The sequence below is a fragment of the Aurantimicrobium minutum genome (genome assembly GCF_029892845.1).
Taxonomy (GTDB): domain Bacteria; phylum Actinomycetota; class Actinomycetes; order Actinomycetales; family Microbacteriaceae; genus Aurantimicrobium; species Aurantimicrobium minutum_B.
Window position 1 is genome coordinate 172,807 of record NZ_JARXVT010000004.1, and the last position, 14,495, is coordinate 187,301.

The following is a 14,495-nucleotide window of genomic DNA, read 5'->3' on the forward strand; positions in this document are numbered from 1 at the left end:
CCTTCAACTAGTGATTGAACCACAACATCTAGGGTGTGTCGCAGAGAAAAAGAGAAGATGTTGCTATTTGACAGGGGAAGAGATGCGACGACGCATGAGGTCAATGCGTGCTTGCAGTTGTGCGACTGTTGCCTGTGCAACTGCAGGGCCACCGCAAGTTTGTCGTAATTCTGTGTGAATCATTCCGTGCGGAGTGTTTGTTTGCTTACTCCACAAAGCAACAAGAGAATTCAGGAGTGCGCGTTGTTCTTTGAGGCTGCGGTGTAGAGGAATGCTTTTATTGAGAGCAACGTCGCTAGATCGTCCCACTCCCCTTTGAGCTTGACGGCGTTGGCGATGGCGTAGCAGTTCAGAGATTTGTTCCGGCTCCAAGATGCCAGGGATACCAATAAAGTCATGCTCTTCTGGAGAACCAGGTTCGGCATATCCACCAAACTCTTCACCTTGGAACATGACCATGTCAAAGTTGGCATCAGAACCAAGGAATGCATACTCCCCCAGTTCTTCTTCCAAGGAATCCGAGGCAGATTCTTCTCTTTGCGCCTGATCAAAAGCATCCATTTCTGGATACTCTTCATCTCCCGGCTGTAATCGTCGCTCTAAAGCGTGATCGCGCTGGAGCTCAAGTTCTTGGGCAAGCTGCATGAGCTGTGGGACATTTGGTAGGAAAACAGTTGCTGTTTCACCGCGACGACGTGCTCGCACGAAACGTCCAATGGCTTGCGCAAAGTACAAGGGTGTTGCGGCGCTGGTGGCATAAACGCCCACAGCAAGACGGGGAACATCAACCCCTTCAGAAACCATCCGAACAGCGACCATCCAGCGCGAGTTTCCAGCAGAGAACTCGTCAATCTTGTCTCCGCCACCAGATACATCACTGAGGACAACCGTGGGCTCTTCTCCCGTGAGTTCATGGAGAACTTTCGCGTATGCACGAGCATCATCTTGATCCGTTGCAATCACGAGACCAGCGGCATCAGGGATCGATTGACGAACTTCCGACAAACGATTGTTTGCGGCCTGCATAACCTGAGGAATCCAGTCACCGCCTGGATCAAGTGCTGCCCGCCACGCCTGAGACGTGACGTCTTTGGTGTTGTCCTGACCTAGACGAGCTTCCATCTCGTCTCCGGCTCGCGTGCGCCAACGCATAGAACCGGCATAAACCATAAACATAACCGGCCTAACAACACCGTCCTGCAAAGCACGACCGTAACCATAGTCATAGTCAGTTTGCGAGACCAAAATGCCATCTCTGTCGGGCAAATAACTTACGAACGGAATTGGAGCTGTGTCACTCCTGAATGGGGTCCCTGTCAGCGACAATCGTCGTTCTGCACGACTAAAGGCCACTCGAAGTGCATCACCCCAGCTGAGTGCATCACCTCCGTGATGAACCTCATCCATGATCACTAATGTTCGGGCTGAATCAGTGAGGTCTTGATGAATGTGGGCCTTCATGGCAATCTGCGCATACGTGACTGCAACTCCGTGAAACTGGCGCCCGTGTCTCTTCTGAGCGTTACTGAAATGCGGATCGAGACGGATGCCCACTTTATGAGCAGCGTCAGCCCACTGAGTTTTCAAGTGTTCAGTTGGCGTAACTACTGTGATGCGATCAATGGTTCTGCGGCGTAAGAGCTCTGTTGCGAGGCGGAGAGCGAACGTAGTTTTTCCTGCCCCTGGAGTTGCAGCGGCGAGGAAATCTTGAGGTTCCGTTGAAAAGTAGGAGTCCAATGCTTCGGTTTGCCACGCACGGAGGTTTTCTGCAGTACCCCACGGAGCACGTGCGGGATAAGCCGGCGAGAGATGTTCTGCGGCGAACGAGCCAATGTGCGTCTGTTCACCGGTCATGATGAATCAATCCTAAGAATGATTTGGCGCTTCAGCCTGCCAGCTAGTCGGTGAGTGCATATAAAGCGACAGCACTTGCTGAAGCAACGTTGAGAGAGTCAACACCGTGCAACATCGGAATAGTGACTACAGAGTCACACGCATCAAGCGCTTGACGGCTCAGACCATCACCTTCGGAACCAACTACAAGGGCAACTTTTTCCGGCTGATCCTGTGCAAAGTCTCGGAGAGAAATTGCGTCATCGGAGAGCGCCATTGCTGCAATATGGAAACCAGCGTCATGGAGTTGTTCGCGTGCTTCCGGCCATTCAGGTAAACGAGTCCACGGCACTTGCAAGACAGTACCCATTGATACACGCACAGAACGGCGGTACAGAGGATCAGCGCAACGAGGTGAGATGAGTACCGCATCAGCTCCTAATCCAGCCACAGCGCGGAATATGGCTCCAACGTTTGTGTGATCAACGATGTCCTCGAGAACGACGACCCGGCTTGCTCCATTCAACAACGCCGCTACCGAAGGAAGTTCTGGACGCTGCATAGATGCCATTGCGCCGCGATGCATATCAAAACCTGTGAGTTGTTCAAGGAGTTCGCTTGAGCCCACATAAATGATGCAGTCAGTGAATTGTTCTACAAGTGGTTCGATATCTGAAAGCCACTGTTCTTGAATAAGGACAGACCTGGGAATGTGACCAGCGTTGAGAGCACGTTGGATAACTTTGCTGGATTCAGCAATGTAAAGTCCACGTTCCGGTTCCGACACTTTACGCAGCGCTACGTCTGTCAATCCGACATAATCTTGGAGTCCGCTGTGTGAGAGATCAGTGATGCGAACTACGGAAGCCATGTCTTCAGTTTGGCAGTAACTCGAAACATGAACGAAACGCAAGTGTTTTAGGCTTGCGGCCATGGCCGCAATTCTGGAGCACAACACTCATGTCGAAGGCATTGAGTCCCTTGTTGAGCTCATTGCTGGCCGCAGAGTAGCTGTCCTGACAGGTGCCGGGGTTTCTACAGATTCAGGAATACCTGACTACCGCGGGAAAGGCGCCTCGAAGCGCACACCGATGAACATTGGTGATTTTCTTTCTGGACACTCATTTCGACAGCGATATTGGGCAGGGGCTCATGTGGGATGGAAGTCATTCTCGGATGCACAACCCAATCAAGGCCACCTTGCTCTAGCAGCGATGGAACAGGCCGGTGTCATTGAAGGAGTTATCAGCCAGAATGTAGACGGTCTTCACCGGAGAGCTGGAAGTTCCCACGTTGTCGATTTACATGGAAGTCTTGACCGCGTCATTTGTCTCGATTGCGGACAACAGTTCGATCGCTCAGGCATTGAAAAGAAGCTCAGTGAACTCAACCCCTGGCTTGATGAGCTCAGCAATATCGTTCTTGCTCCAGATGGAGACGTGGACGTCACGGACTACAGTTCTGTGGTTGTTCCTGAATGTACGGTTTGTGGGGGCATGCTCAAGCCTGATGTCGTGTTCTTTGGTGAATTTGTTCCACCCAAGGTATTCGCTGCCGCCACTGGCTTAGTGAAACGTGCAAATGTACTGCTGATTGCAGGGTCTTCTTTGGCAGTGAATTCAGGCATTCGACTTCTTGATCAAGCAAAGAGACAGCGAATGCCCGTCATTATTGTCAACCGAGGCGAAACCAAGGGAGACAAAAAGGCTTCTATCAAGCTCGAAGCTGGCACAAGTGACGTACTCAGTTCGCTTGCATTGAGCTTAGGAGCGGGAAACCTTTACGAGGACATCGAATAATTCCGTAGCGGACTTCTTCCAACTGAAGAGTGCAGCTTGCTCTCGACTTTTCCGCGCTACGCGATGCCAGGTGTCTTGATCCGACAGTGACAGGATTGCATCCGCGAAAGCTTGAGCATCATCTGCTGGGGCAAAGAGTGCGGCCTCTCCCCCGATCTCATGAAAGATATCGATATCCGAGACAACGATCGGCGTCCCTAAGCTCATCGCTTCAACCAGAGGTATGCCGAAACCTTCATCCCGTGAAGCGCTCACCAGTGCGGTTGCGGTGGAAAGAAGTCGGACGTACTCTTCATCCGATGTTCCGTTATGAAACTCAATACGTGCCCCTGGAGCCAGTGAACTCAATCGTGCACGATCTGAATCAGAAATCCTGCTTAAGAGGTGAAGAGTGAAATCTGGCAGTAGTGAAGAAGCTTTCACAAGCGTTTCCACATTTTTATAAGGCATAAACGAACCCATGTAGACGATGGATTTCGAACGTTCTACAGATGAATCTGCAGAAACATTGACAGCTGATTCATCTGCTGCATTGTGCACCACATAAACGGGCTTGGTAGTCAGCTTGTTCGATGTGATGAGTTTCTTGGTGGTTTCCGAAACTGCAACCACTGCGTCACTGTGCGCCAGGAGCATTTTCTGAGGCCACCATGCTGTGTGATACAAACGCCAGAGCAAACGAATGGGCCACGTGAACTGTCGTGGAGGTGTGGGATGACTGTAATAAATCAAATCATGAACCGTAAGTACCAGTTTGTATTTGCGTCCACGAGCACCGATGGTCTGCATGGGGCTGAACACAATGTCCGGATGAAGCGCATTGATTTGGGATGCCACAAACGGTTCTCGTGGACTGGTCGGAGCACTGATCTTCGAAAAGGGAAGATCGGGGAGCATGTTCAGTTGCCCAGTATCGCTAATAAGCATCACCACTTCGTCGCCCTTCGCATGTGCGATAGGCGCAAGCTGCTCCACTAATCGAGCACTAAACCGTGAGATTCCGTCATGATGATCTGTGCGGACATAACGACAGTCGAAAGCTATTTTCATGATCTGGCCTGTAGTCCCAGAAAGTCACGAATATTTCGTGCAGCGAAGTCTGGGGCCTCGTAATGAACGAGATGTCCCACACCTTCCACGATTTCTAAACGGGTGCCAGGAATCCTCGATGCCAAGAGTTTCTGTTCCGGCAACGCAGTGATGTCATCTTTATCTGCAACGAGCATCATCAACTCCTGATGAATGTCTGGTGCAAATTGTGAAACATCGTTAGAGACAGAAGTTTCGAATGCTTCCAAAACAGAATCGCGGGAGGCAAACAAGCTGAAATATTGGTCATGCTGTTCATGTATCCATTGACGAAGATTGGCATCTTTCGTCTTTGCCATCGTTTCACTCATTACGCGAACGATGGTCTTGTTTTTGAGAAGCGCATAACCAGACTTTGCGGGTAAAGCTGCAGCTGCTTTGTAATACAAGACAGCAAGTCGCGTCATGACGCCTCGAGGGCCTTTGAGTGCGTTCGCAGCAATCGGATTGATCAGAATCGCACGTTTGTTTGAAAGAACTGAAGCAAGTGCTGCTCCCACAACAATGGACCCGAATGAGTGACCCAAAATAACTGCGTTTTCAGCTTTGAGCTGTTTAAGAAAATCTCTGAGCCATGTCGAATAAGCAGTGATATCGGCAGGACTGGGCAACGCATCAGAAATGCCAAAGCCAGGTAAATCCGGAATGATGACATGAACATCAGAACCCAGTTCAGCAACAATGGGCTCTAAACCATGGTGATCTCCACGGAAGCCATGAATCATGACGAGCTGAAGTGGAGATTTCTTATCGCCATATTCCCAGAAGACAGTCTTGACGCCGTTGACGACAATTGAAGCTTCTGCAGTGGGAATCACTGCGAGCTTCTGAGCATAGGGAGATACAGCAGGCATTGCCTCAAGTGTAGGCGCACCGCGCCCATACCCGGCTCATGTCGGCGGTAGAACCTAGAGTGAGTTACGTGACCAACACAGGACTGCCCGAGTGGGCCAACGTAATTGCTGTTTTTGATACTGAGACGACGGGTATTGCGCCAGAAACGACACGCATCGTTTCCGCACACATCAGTGTCTTGAATCCCTACGGTGAAGTTGAGGATCCCACTAATTGGCTTGTTGATTGCGGAATCGACATTCCGGAACAAGCAACAGCAGTTCACGGCATCACGACAGAACGCATGCGTGCTGAAGGTGCTCCGGCAGCAGACAGTATCTACGAGATTCTGACCAAACTTCAGGGGTTCTTGAGTGCTGGAATCGGTGTCGTTGCGTATAACGCTGCATATGACTTCACGATTCTTGACCGTGAAGCTAAGCGCTACGGTTTTGACCCGCTTGAACTTCCCACCCCTGTTATCGACCCCCTCATCATTGATAAGCAAGTTGATATGTACCGTAAGGGCAAGCGCACGCTTGAAGCCGCCGCCGGCCACTATGGGGTTGAACTCACCGATGCACATGACGCTTCAGCTGATGCAATAGCAGCTGGACGTGTTGCCCAAGCCATCGGCAAAAAGTACGCAGCCGACCTAGCTTTCTCTGCCACCGAACTGCATGATCTTCAAGTTATCTGGGCTAAAGAACAGGCAGAAAGTTACGCCACCTGGCGTCGGAGCCAGAATCTTCCTGTTTACCCAGGTGATGGTCTCTGGCCTGTGCGCTGATACTTACGAGGTTAACGAAGAAAGCCCGGTCAATGACCGGGCTTTCTTGATGTTTAGGGTGCTTACTGACCGAAACCGGCGAAGCGCTTGTTGAACTTCTCCACGCGACCAGCGGAGTCCATGATGCGCTGCTTACCGGTGTAGAACGGGTGAGAAGCGTTGGAGATTTCAACGTCAACAATGGGGTACTCGTTGCCGTCAGTCCACGTGGTGGTCTTTGAGCTCTTGAGAGTGGAACGGGTCAGGAACGATTCGCCCGAAGCAAGGTCGTGGAAAACGACGGGTGCGTACTCGGGGTGGATGTCAGACTTCATCAGGATTTTCCTTCAATAGGGACGTTGCTCAACACATGATGTGAGGAACAAAAGCTTGCGGCCGTTCGCCTTACGAACAAGGCCGACTCACAATGTTATCAGAAACTTAGAGACTTGCTTGTGCAGAGTAGCGACCGTCGTTGTTATAGACGGTGACAGAGACGCCAAAGACGTCTGTGAGGTTCTCGCTTGTCAGTGTTGTGGCGAGAGGCCCAGCGTATGCAGCGCCCCCGTCCTTGACGAGGAGAACGTGGCTGAAACCCCGTGGAATCTCTTCAACGTGGTGAGTAACCATGATGATGGCAGGTGCTGTGGGGTTTCCAGCAAAATATCCCAGCATTTGCATGATTTCTTCACGAGAACCTAGGTCGAGACCTGCCGTTGGCTCATCCAACAAGAGAAGTTCTGGATCAGTCATGATGGAACGCGCAATTTGCATACGCTTTGCTTCACCTTCAGAGAGTGAAACGAGTGTGCGATCGGAAAGACCCTCGAGACGCCATTCAGCAAGAACGCGACGTGCACGTCGAATGTCGAGATCTTCAAACTGTTCACCACGGCGTTCAGCAGCTGCGTATGCAGCTGTGATGACTGCATCAGAAACAGTCTCCGTCGGCGGAATGCGCTTAGACATGCTGGAAGATGCGTAACCAACTCGTGGCCGTAACCATTCAGGGTCTGCTGTTGCAAGATCTTCGTCAAGAACGGTCACCTGGCCGCTTGTGGGGATATCCCAGCCCGCTGCCATATCAAGCAGCGAAGTTTTTCCTGCGCCGTTGGCACCAAGGATTATCCAGCGTTGATCGCTAGATACCTCCCAGTTCAGGTTATTGACAACGGTATTGCCGTCGCGAACGAGAGAAGCGTTTGAAAAACGAAGAACCTGAACCATTCCTCAATGCTAACGAGAGTTAGGCCGTGACGAGGTTGTAAATCGCCCGTGTTTGCTCTGCAATTGCCATCCAGTCGAAGTGAACACGAGCACGCTCCCTCGCTGCGACACCCATCTGCTGCGCTCGAGCAGGATCTGACACCGCTTCACGAAGTGCCTGCTCAAGATCAGAGACAAATTTTTCAGGGTTCACCGGAGTTCCGGTTCCATCTTGAACCTGTTCAATGGGGACCAGCCAGCCAGTGACACCGTCTTCCACTACTTCAGGAATACCACCCGTGGCCGTTCCCACGACGGGGATGCCGCATGCCATAGCTTCCAAATTCACAATCCCCAAGGGTTCATAAATGGATGGGCACACAAAAGTAGTCCCTGCGCTCAAGATTGCAGCAAGTTCATGACGGGGTAAATGGTCCGTAATCCAAATCACTCCCTCACGTTGGGCTTGGAGCTGAGCAACCTTGTGCTCAACCTCTGCCTTGATTTCTGGAGTATCTGGAGCACCTGCACACAAAATCAGTTGAACTTCGCTAGGAAGACGCTCAGCAGCTTCTAAGAGGTATGGAAGACCCTTCTGTCGGGTTATGCGCCCTACAAAGACCACCGAAGGACGCGACGAGTCAATCCCCCATCGCTCCAACAGCTCAGGGTTTGCTGTGGGAGCCCAGGCATCAACATCAATACCGTTGTGAACAACATGAACTTTGGCGGGGTCGATATGTGGATAGCTCCGAAGAATATCCAGGCGCATACCAGCGCTGACAGCAATCACAGCATCTGCAGATTCGTAAGCAGACTTCTCAATCTGGCTCGAAACCCGATAACCACCACCTAATTGCTCTGCCTTCCAGGGTCGCAAAGGCTCCAAGCTGTGTGCAGTGATGACGTGGGGAATTCCATGAAGTAGTTGAGCAACACGTCCGGCTTCATTTGCGTACCACGTGTGGGAATGCACCACATCAGCTCCAGCTGCATCGTTCGCCATCAAGAGATTCACACCGATGGTTTGGAGAACGGAATTCGCTTCTGAGAGCTCTGTGGGCACTTCATAGTTTGTGACGTCCTGCTCTGAGCGCGGTGCCCCGAAGCAGCGCACTTGAACCTCTAAAGAGGTGCGCAGTGCCTTGACAAGCTCGGTCACGTGAACACCAGCTCCACCGTAAATCTCTGGCGGATATTCCTTAGTCAATAAATCAACGCGCATGTGAAGAACGCTATAACACTCAGAGTTCTAATGCCCACACGTAATCTTTCTCATTACGTTGCATATCTGTTACAAGAGTGTCCTACTGTTGAGACATGCCAAAGAAGGTTTTCGGAATTGTTCTCGCCGGCGGCGAGGGCAAGCGCCTCATGCCCCTGACAGAAGACCGCGCGAAGCCAGCTGTGCCCTTTGGCGGCCAGTATCGATTAGTTGACTTCGCTATCTCCAACTTAATCAACTCGGGGCTTCGTCAAATTGTTGTGCTGACTCAGTACAAATCCCATTCACTTGACCGCCACGTTTCACAGACTTGGCGCATGTCTGGTCTCCTGGGCTCTTATGTGGCTTCTGTTCCAGCCCAGCAACGCCTGGGCAAGCGTTGGTTCTCAGGAAGTGCCGATGCAATCCTGCAGAGTCTCAACCTGATTCGCGATGAAAAGCCAGACATCGTCGTTGTCGTGGGTGCAGACCACGTTTATCGCATGGACTTTGATCAAATGATTCAAGCTCATATTGAATCGGGCAAGAAAGTTACTGTCGCCGCAATTCGTCAGCCCATTCGCATGGCTGATCAGTTTGGCGTGATTGAAGTTGATAATACGGATGTAACCAAAATTGGTCGCTTCCGCGAAAAGCCAACTGATGCGATTGGTTTGCCCGATAACCCAGAAGAAGTTCTGGTCTCGATGGGCAATTACGTCTTTGACGCGGATGCACTCATCGAAGCCGTCGAAACGGACGGAGAATTACCAGACTCCAGCCACGATATGGGTGGAGACATCATCCCCTACTTCGTCGCCAAAGATGAAGCAGGCGTTTACGACTTCAACCGCAATGATGTCCCCGGTTCCACCGACCGTGATAAGTACTACTGGCGTGATGTCGGTAGCATCGATAGCTTTTTTGATGCACACATGGACCTCATCTCGACTTTGCCAGTGTTCAACCTGTACAACACGGATTGGCCCATTTACTCAATGCAGGTCAACTCACCGCCGGCAAAGTTTGTGCGCGATGCCCGTGGAAGAGTTGGGGCAACAATCGACTCTGTTGTTTCACTTGGTTCTTTACTGTCTGGTGCTCACATCGAACGAAGCGTTCTAGGACCTTGGTGCGAAGTAAGTTCTGGGGCAAGCATCCACGACTCAATCGTTTTCGACCACGTCAGTGTGGGTTCAGATGTAGAAATTCGCAGAGCTATTCTGGATAAAGAAGTAGTTGTTGATGATGGAGCCAAAATCGGCGTGGATCACGATCGTGACCGGGCACGAGGATTCACCGTCACAGAATCAGGCATCACTGTTGTAGGCAAGGGAGTTCGAGTAGCGCCATGACCGAATCCCGTACTGTCTCAATAAATACGGATTCTCAGCGCTTCCTCGTCGTACTTGATGTCGACTCAACTCTGATTGAGAATGAGGCAATCGAACTCATTGCTGCCGAAGCTGGGTCTCTTGAACTCGTAGCAGCAGTTACTGAACGTGCCATGCGAGGTGAACTAGATTTTGCCGAAAGTCTCCGAGAACGTGTGGCCACCCTTGAAGGGTTGCCAGAGAGTGTTTTTGATACCGTCCGCTCCCAGATCACCGTCACAGCCGGTGCACAGGCACTAATTGAGAAAGTCAAAGCCCACGGCGGACATGTCGGTGTTGTCAGTGGCGGTTTTCACGAACTTCTCGATCCACTTGCCAAATCGCTCGGTCTTGATTTCTGGAAGGCAAACAGACTAGAAATCAGCGACGGCAAGCTCACAGGAAAAGTCTTAGGCGAAATCGTCGACGCTCAAACCAAAGCAGACACTTTGATTGAATGGGCAAACTTGACCAACACTCCCCTGGCACAAACCGTTGCCATAGGCGATGGCGCAAATGACCTCACCATGATGGGGGTTGCAGGACTCGGGATTGCTTTCTGCGCAAAACCCATTGTTCAAGAACAAGCTGACGTTGCACTCAATGAGCGTGACCTCAGCAAAGCACTGGAGATGTTTGGGCTTTAGTGGCCCATTCCTAAACCACCATCGACGGGGATTACTGCACCGGAAATGTATCCGGCATCATCGGAAGCAAGCCACGCACATACTTTGGCTACTTCTGAAGGTTGAGCAAAACGACCGGCAGGGATGTTCTTACGGTATTGCTCCTGCTGTTCCTCTGGCAGAGCAGCAGTCATATCGGTTTCAATAAATCCAGGTGCAACAACGTTCGCCGTGATTCCTCGTGCACCGAGTTCACGAGTGAGTGAACGGGCCATTCCTACAAGGGCACTCTTTGAAGACGAGTAGTTAACCTGGCCAGCAGAGCCATAGAGGCCCACAACAGAAGAAATCAACACAATTCGACCAAAACGAGCCTTAAGCATGCCCTTAACTGCACGCTTCACAACCTTGAAAGTGCCACCCAAGTTGGTATCAACAACAGAATCAAATTCTTCATCGGTCATTCGCATAACCAGGGTGTCTTTGGTGATACCAGCGTTAGCAACGAGAACCTCGATTGGACCAAGTTTGGATTCAATCTCTGCGTATGCTGCATCCAAAGAAGCACCGTCAGTTACATCAGCACGCACAGTGAGTGAACCTGCAGGGCCTTCGCCAGAACGGGCAGTAACAGCCACGCGGTGTCCTTGTGCGATGAACTCTTCAGCAAGAGCGAAACCAATTCCACGGTTTCCACCCGTAATCAGCACGGTACGAACAGTCACAATTCCTCCAGTCGGATGCATTGAATGCCAGCTTAGTCGTAGGCTAGGAGCACCACATCAACCGTTGGGACACGGCCGACAATGAAGAAACAGCTTCAGTCAGCAACATCACTTCCGCTCGCTCCAATTGATGAGCGTCGCATTCGCATGATCAAATACTCCATTGCCATGGGTATTCGTATGGTGTGCATTATTGCCATGCTTTTTGTCTCAGGCTGGTGGCTTGTCGTGTGTGCAACTGGTGCGATTGTGTTGCCATATTTCGCCATGATTATTGCCAACGTTAAAGTGGCTCCACAACAGGGAGCCGTCGAACGTCCAGCAACAATCGTGTTATATCAAGAGAAGTCCAGTTGAGCTCTGAACAGCAGCAAAATGCTGAGCAAGTTCCGTGGTATCGCGTTGCCTTCACTAAGCGCTGGCTGAGTTATCTCCTGATAACTGCGATCTTTGCTGGTGCATGTATCGCTCTCTCAACATGGCAGTTTGCTCGCCGTGACGAAGCACGACAGGAAATTGATCGTGTGCTGGCAAACTACAACTCTGAACCAGAAGCTCTGAACATAGTTCTTCCTGATCCACAACAATTCAATCCAGATGACAAGTGGATTCCGGTTGAAGTAACTGGGAAATATCTTGTAGATGAACAATTCGTTGTGCGTAGTAGACCTCGAGAACAAGTGGCTGGTGTTGAGGTTCTTTCTCCCCTACTCACTGATGAGGGGACGATATTTATTGTCGACCGTGGTTGGCTTCCAGCCAATGAGAATCCAGAAGATCCATACGTTCTTCCTTCCCCTCCGACTGGAGAAGTAACCGTCATAGCCCGGCTCAAAGCCAGTGAACCAAGCATTCCTGGACGGGAAATGTCCGATGGCCAAGTAGCAACTATTGAATTGCCACTGATTGAAGAAATTTTGGGAGCACCGACATACACCGGAGCTTACGGGCTCCTCGCACGTGAAACCCCGTCAGCAAGTGACACTGCTCCCCTCCCAGCACTCAAACCAACTCTGGAAGAGGGTGCCCACCTCAGCTATGCATTGCAGTGGATCATGTTTGGAGTATTGGCGTTTATCGGACTTGTCTGGGCTGTGCGCAACGAACTGCGTATCCGCAATGCAGAAACCGAAGAAGGTCAAGCAAAACGCGCAGCGCAAGCCTCAAAGCGCAGGGCAAAGCCCACTGAGGAAGACATCGAAGATGCCATCCTCGACGGACGCTAATTAGCGAACAGCGCGGTTGATGGCAGAAACGACTGCCTTCAAAGAAGCCGTAGAAATGTCGGAATCGATACCAACACCCCACAGCCTGGTCCCATTGACATTGAGCTCCACATAGGCGGCAGCCATGGCGTCTCCACCGGCAGCGAGAGTGTGCTCGACGTAGTCGAAGAGTTCCACCTCGATACCTTGAGCAGCCATCAGCTTCAAGAAAGCATCAATTGGACCGTTACCCACGGTGTCTTGACGAGAAACTGTTTCTCCATCACGTAGATCTACAGAGAGCTTGAGAGTGCCGTTGAAGTCACTTTCGGTGCGGCTACCCGTGAGCTCAAAACGACCCCACTTGTTGGCAACATCTTTCGCGGGAAGATATTCATCTTGGAAGATTTCCCACAGATCATCGCTTGAAACTTCTCCACCCTCAGCGTCCGTCTTGTGCTGGACAACACCGGAGAACTCAATCTGGAGACGGCGAGGAAGCTCGAGGTTGTGGTCCTTCTTGAGCAAGTAGGCCACACCACCCTTACCCGACTGAGAATTCACGCGGATAACAGCTTCATAGCTGCGACCGAGGTCCTTAGGGTCTACTGGAAGATAGGGAACAGCCCAGACAAGGTTGTCCACGTGTGTGCCCTGCGCTTGGGCATCAGCGGCCATGCGCTCGAAGCCCTTCTTGATGGCGTCTTGGTGTGAGCCAGAGAAAGCAGTGTAAACAAGGTCACCTGCCCACGGGCTGCGCTCGTGAACCTTGAGCTGGTTGCAATACTCAGCAGTGCGTTTGACCTCGTCAAGGTTGCTGAAATCGATTTGCGGATCAATGCCTTGAGTAAACATATTGATGCCGAGGGCAACAAGGTCAACGTTTCCTGTGCGCTCACCGTTACCGAACAAACATCCTTCGATACGGTCTGCTCCAGCCATGTAGCCAAGCTCTGCAGCAGCAACGGCAGTTCCACGGTCATTGTGGGGGTGCAGAGAGATCAGAACGTTCTCGCGGTAGGCAAGGTGGCGTCCCATCCATTCGATGGAGTCTGCATAGACATTGGGTGATGCCATTTCCACTGTGGCAGGAAGGTTGATGATGACCTTGCGCTCTGGGGTGGGCTCCAGGATTTCCAAAACTGCGTTACATACCTCTACGGCATATTCAAGCTCGGTACCGGTGAAACTTTCTGGAGAATATTCGTAATAGACCTGTGTCTGCGGAATGGTCTTTTCCATTTCGCGGCAGTATCGAGCTCCGTGCAAAGCAATATCCATGATTCCTTGACGGTCTTCACGGAAAACAACCTCACGCTGCAAGATGCTGGTGGAGTTATAGAAGTGAACAATTGCTTGTTTAGCGCCTGCAATGGCCTCATAGGTACGTTCAATGAGGTGGTCGCGGGCCTGAGTCAAAACCTGGATGGTGACGTCATCCGGAATTGCTTTTTCTTCAATAAGTGAACGAACAAAATCAAAGTCAGTTTGGCTTGCGGAAGGAAAACCAACTTCGATTTCCTTGTAGCCCATCTTCACCAGAAGGTCGAACATGATGCGCTTGCGTTCAGGGCTCATGGGATCAATGAGTGCCTGGTTACCGTCACGAAGGTCTACCGCACACCAGATAGGCGCTTTCTCAATGCGGTTGCCAGGCCAGGTACGGTCGGTGAGATCAATGCCGAGGCTCTCGTGGTACGGACGGTACTTGTGCACTGGCATTGTGCTGGGGGCTTGATTGTTCTTCATGCTTTTTCTCCTCGCGGGTGGTGGTCAGCCAACGGGCGTCTCCGCGACGAGTGAGGCCTAATAAGTGGACTCGTCGCGGCAGC

At 51.3% G+C, this 14,495-nt stretch carries 15 protein-coding genes; 6 read left to right on the forward strand and 9 right to left on the reverse strand.

What is annotated here, in order from left to right; genetic code table 11:
* Positions 1 to 63 precede the first annotated feature (63 nt).
* Positions 64 to 1,854, reverse strand: a complete 1,791-nt coding sequence (locus M2118_RS06835; RefSeq protein WP_280795175.1) for a DEAD/DEAH box helicase — start codon at positions 1,852 to 1,854, stop codon at positions 64 to 66.
* A gap of 43 nt (positions 1,855 to 1,897) precedes the next feature.
* Positions 1,898 to 2,704, reverse strand: coding sequence for a TrmH family RNA methyltransferase (locus tag M2118_RS06840; RefSeq protein ID WP_280795176.1), 807 nt, complete (start codon positions 2,702 to 2,704; stop codon positions 1,898 to 1,900).
* Positions 2,705 to 2,765: 61 nt separating this feature from the next.
* Between M2118_RS06840 and M2118_RS06845 the strand changes: the two genes are divergently transcribed.
* Positions 2,766 to 3,632, forward strand: a complete 867-nt coding sequence (locus M2118_RS06845; RefSeq protein ID WP_280795177.1) for a Sir2 family NAD-dependent protein deacetylase — start codon at positions 2,766 to 2,768, stop codon at positions 3,630 to 3,632.
* Here the strand turns inward: M2118_RS06845 and M2118_RS06850 are convergent.
* Both M2118_RS06850 and M2118_RS06855 read right to left on the reverse strand, forming a co-directional pair.
* Positions 3,597 to 4,607 (reverse strand): glycosyltransferase family 4 protein, encoded by a 1,011-nt coding sequence (locus M2118_RS06850; protein ID WP_348519957.1) that lies wholly within the window; start codon positions 4,605 to 4,607, stop codon positions 3,597 to 3,599. The two genes, M2118_RS06845 and M2118_RS06850, sit on opposite strands and share 36 nt — an antisense overlap.
* A gap of 71 nt (positions 4,608 to 4,678) precedes the next feature.
* Positions 4,679 to 5,575: an alpha/beta fold hydrolase gene (locus tag M2118_RS06855; protein WP_280795179.1), complete on the reverse strand. Its 897-nt coding sequence runs from the start codon at positions 5,573 to 5,575 to the stop codon at positions 4,679 to 4,681.
* Positions 5,576 to 5,643: 68 nt separating this feature from the next.
* Here M2118_RS06855 and M2118_RS06860 point away from each other — a divergent pair, with 68 nt between their 5' ends.
* Positions 5,644 to 6,345: an exonuclease domain-containing protein gene (locus tag M2118_RS06860; RefSeq protein ID WP_280795180.1), complete on the forward strand. Its 702-nt coding sequence runs from the start codon at positions 5,644 to 5,646 to the stop codon at positions 6,343 to 6,345.
* 62 nt (positions 6,346 to 6,407) lie between these two features.
* On the opposite strand, the gene M2118_RS06865 is transcribed toward M2118_RS06860, so the two are convergent.
* From M2118_RS06865 to glgA, 3 genes are all read right to left on the reverse strand, one after another.
* Positions 6,408 to 6,659, reverse strand: coding sequence for a type B 50S ribosomal protein L31 (locus tag M2118_RS06865; protein WP_280795181.1), 252 nt, complete (start codon positions 6,657 to 6,659; stop codon positions 6,408 to 6,410).
* Between the two features lie 106 nt (positions 6,660 to 6,765).
* Positions 6,766 to 7,551 carry an ABC transporter ATP-binding protein gene (locus M2118_RS06870; RefSeq protein WP_280795182.1) on the reverse strand — a complete coding sequence of 262 codons (786 nt, stop codon included), beginning with the start codon at positions 7,549 to 7,551 and terminating at the stop codon, positions 6,766 to 6,768.
* A 19-nt stretch (positions 7,552 to 7,570) separates the two neighbouring features.
* Positions 7,571 to 8,755 carry a glycogen synthase gene (gene glgA / locus M2118_RS06875; RefSeq protein WP_280795183.1) on the reverse strand — a complete coding sequence of 395 codons (1,185 nt, stop codon included), beginning with the start codon at positions 8,753 to 8,755 and terminating at the stop codon, positions 7,571 to 7,573.
* 95 nt (positions 8,756 to 8,850) lie between these two features.
* Between glgA and glgC the strand changes: the two genes are divergently transcribed.
* Together glgC and serB are read left to right on the forward strand one after the other, a co-directional pair.
* Entirely contained in the window at positions 8,851 to 10,089 is a 1,239-nt protein-coding gene (gene glgC, locus M2118_RS06880; protein ID WP_280795184.1) for a glucose-1-phosphate adenylyltransferase, read from the forward strand.
* Positions 10,086 to 10,754 carry a phosphoserine phosphatase SerB gene (serB, locus tag M2118_RS06885; RefSeq protein WP_280795185.1) on the forward strand — a complete coding sequence of 223 codons (669 nt, stop codon included), beginning with the start codon at positions 10,086 to 10,088 and terminating at the stop codon, positions 10,752 to 10,754. Before glgC ends, serB begins: the two co-directional genes overlap by 4 nt.
* Here the strand turns inward: serB and fabG are convergent.
* A complete protein-coding gene (fabG, locus tag M2118_RS06890; protein WP_432418386.1) occupies positions 10,751 to 11,479 on the reverse strand; it encodes a 3-oxoacyl-ACP reductase FabG in 729 nt (242 codons plus the stop codon). The genes serB and fabG overlap by 4 nt on opposite strands.
* A 60-nt stretch (positions 11,480 to 11,539) precedes the next feature.
* On the opposite strand from fabG, the gene M2118_RS06895 reads away from it, so the two are divergent.
* The gene (locus M2118_RS06895; RefSeq protein WP_280795186.1) at positions 11,540 to 11,815 is read left to right on the forward strand and encodes a DUF3099 domain-containing protein; all 276 of its coding nucleotides are present in this window, start codon (positions 11,540 to 11,542) and stop codon (positions 11,813 to 11,815) included.
* Positions 11,812 to 12,684 (forward strand): SURF1 family cytochrome oxidase biogenesis protein, encoded by an 873-nt coding sequence (locus M2118_RS06900; RefSeq protein WP_280795187.1) that lies wholly within the window; start codon positions 11,812 to 11,814, stop codon positions 12,682 to 12,684. Before M2118_RS06895 ends, M2118_RS06900 begins: the two co-directional genes overlap by 4 nt.
* Here M2118_RS06900 and leuA read toward each other — a convergent pair whose 3' ends face one another.
* Positions 12,685 to 14,412 (reverse strand): 2-isopropylmalate synthase, encoded by a 1,728-nt coding sequence (gene leuA / locus M2118_RS06905; RefSeq protein WP_280795188.1) that lies wholly within the window; start codon positions 14,410 to 14,412, stop codon positions 12,685 to 12,687.
* Between the last annotated feature and the right edge of the window lie 83 nt (positions 14,413 to 14,495).

Bases quoted from the DNA above. Each gene is read 5' to 3' on its own strand.
- glgC (WP_280795184.1), top strand. From the start codon at position 8,851: ATGCCAAAGAAGGTTTTCGGAATTGTTCTCGCCGGCGGCGAGGGCAAG.
- serB (WP_280795185.1), top strand. From the start codon at position 10,086: ATGACCGAATCCCGTACTGTCTCAATAAATACGGATTCTCAGCGCTTC.
- glgA (WP_280795183.1), bottom strand. From the start codon at position 8,755: ATGCGCGTTGATTTATTGACTAAGGAATATCCGCCAGAGATTTACGGT.
- M2118_RS06835 (WP_280795175.1), bottom strand. From the start codon at position 1,854: ATGACCGGTGAACAGACGCACATTGGCTCGTTCGCCGCAGAACATCTC.
- M2118_RS06840 (WP_280795176.1), bottom strand. From the start codon at position 2,704: ATGGCTTCCGTAGTTCGCATCACTGATCTCTCACACAGCGGACTCCAA.
- M2118_RS06895 (WP_280795186.1), top strand. From the start codon at position 11,540: ATGAAGAAACAGCTTCAGTCAGCAACATCACTTCCGCTCGCTCCAATT.
- M2118_RS06855 (WP_280795179.1), bottom strand. From the start codon at position 5,575: ATGCCTGCTGTATCTCCCTATGCTCAGAAGCTCGCAGTGATTCCCACT.
- leuA (WP_280795188.1), bottom strand. From the start codon at position 14,412: ATGAAGAACAATCAAGCCCCCAGCACAATGCCAGTGCACAAGTACCGT.
- M2118_RS06870 (WP_280795182.1), bottom strand. From the start codon at position 7,551: ATGGTTCAGGTTCTTCGTTTTTCAAACGCTTCTCTCGTTCGCGACGGC.
- M2118_RS06865 (WP_280795181.1), bottom strand. From the start codon at position 6,659: ATGAAGTCTGACATCCACCCCGAGTACGCACCCGTCGTTTTCCACGAC.
- fabG (WP_432418386.1), bottom strand. From the start codon at position 11,479: ATGCATCCGACTGGAGGAATTGTGACTGTTCGTACCGTGCTGATTACG.
- M2118_RS06845 (WP_280795177.1), top strand. From the start codon at position 2,766: ATGGCCGCAATTCTGGAGCACAACACTCATGTCGAAGGCATTGAGTCC.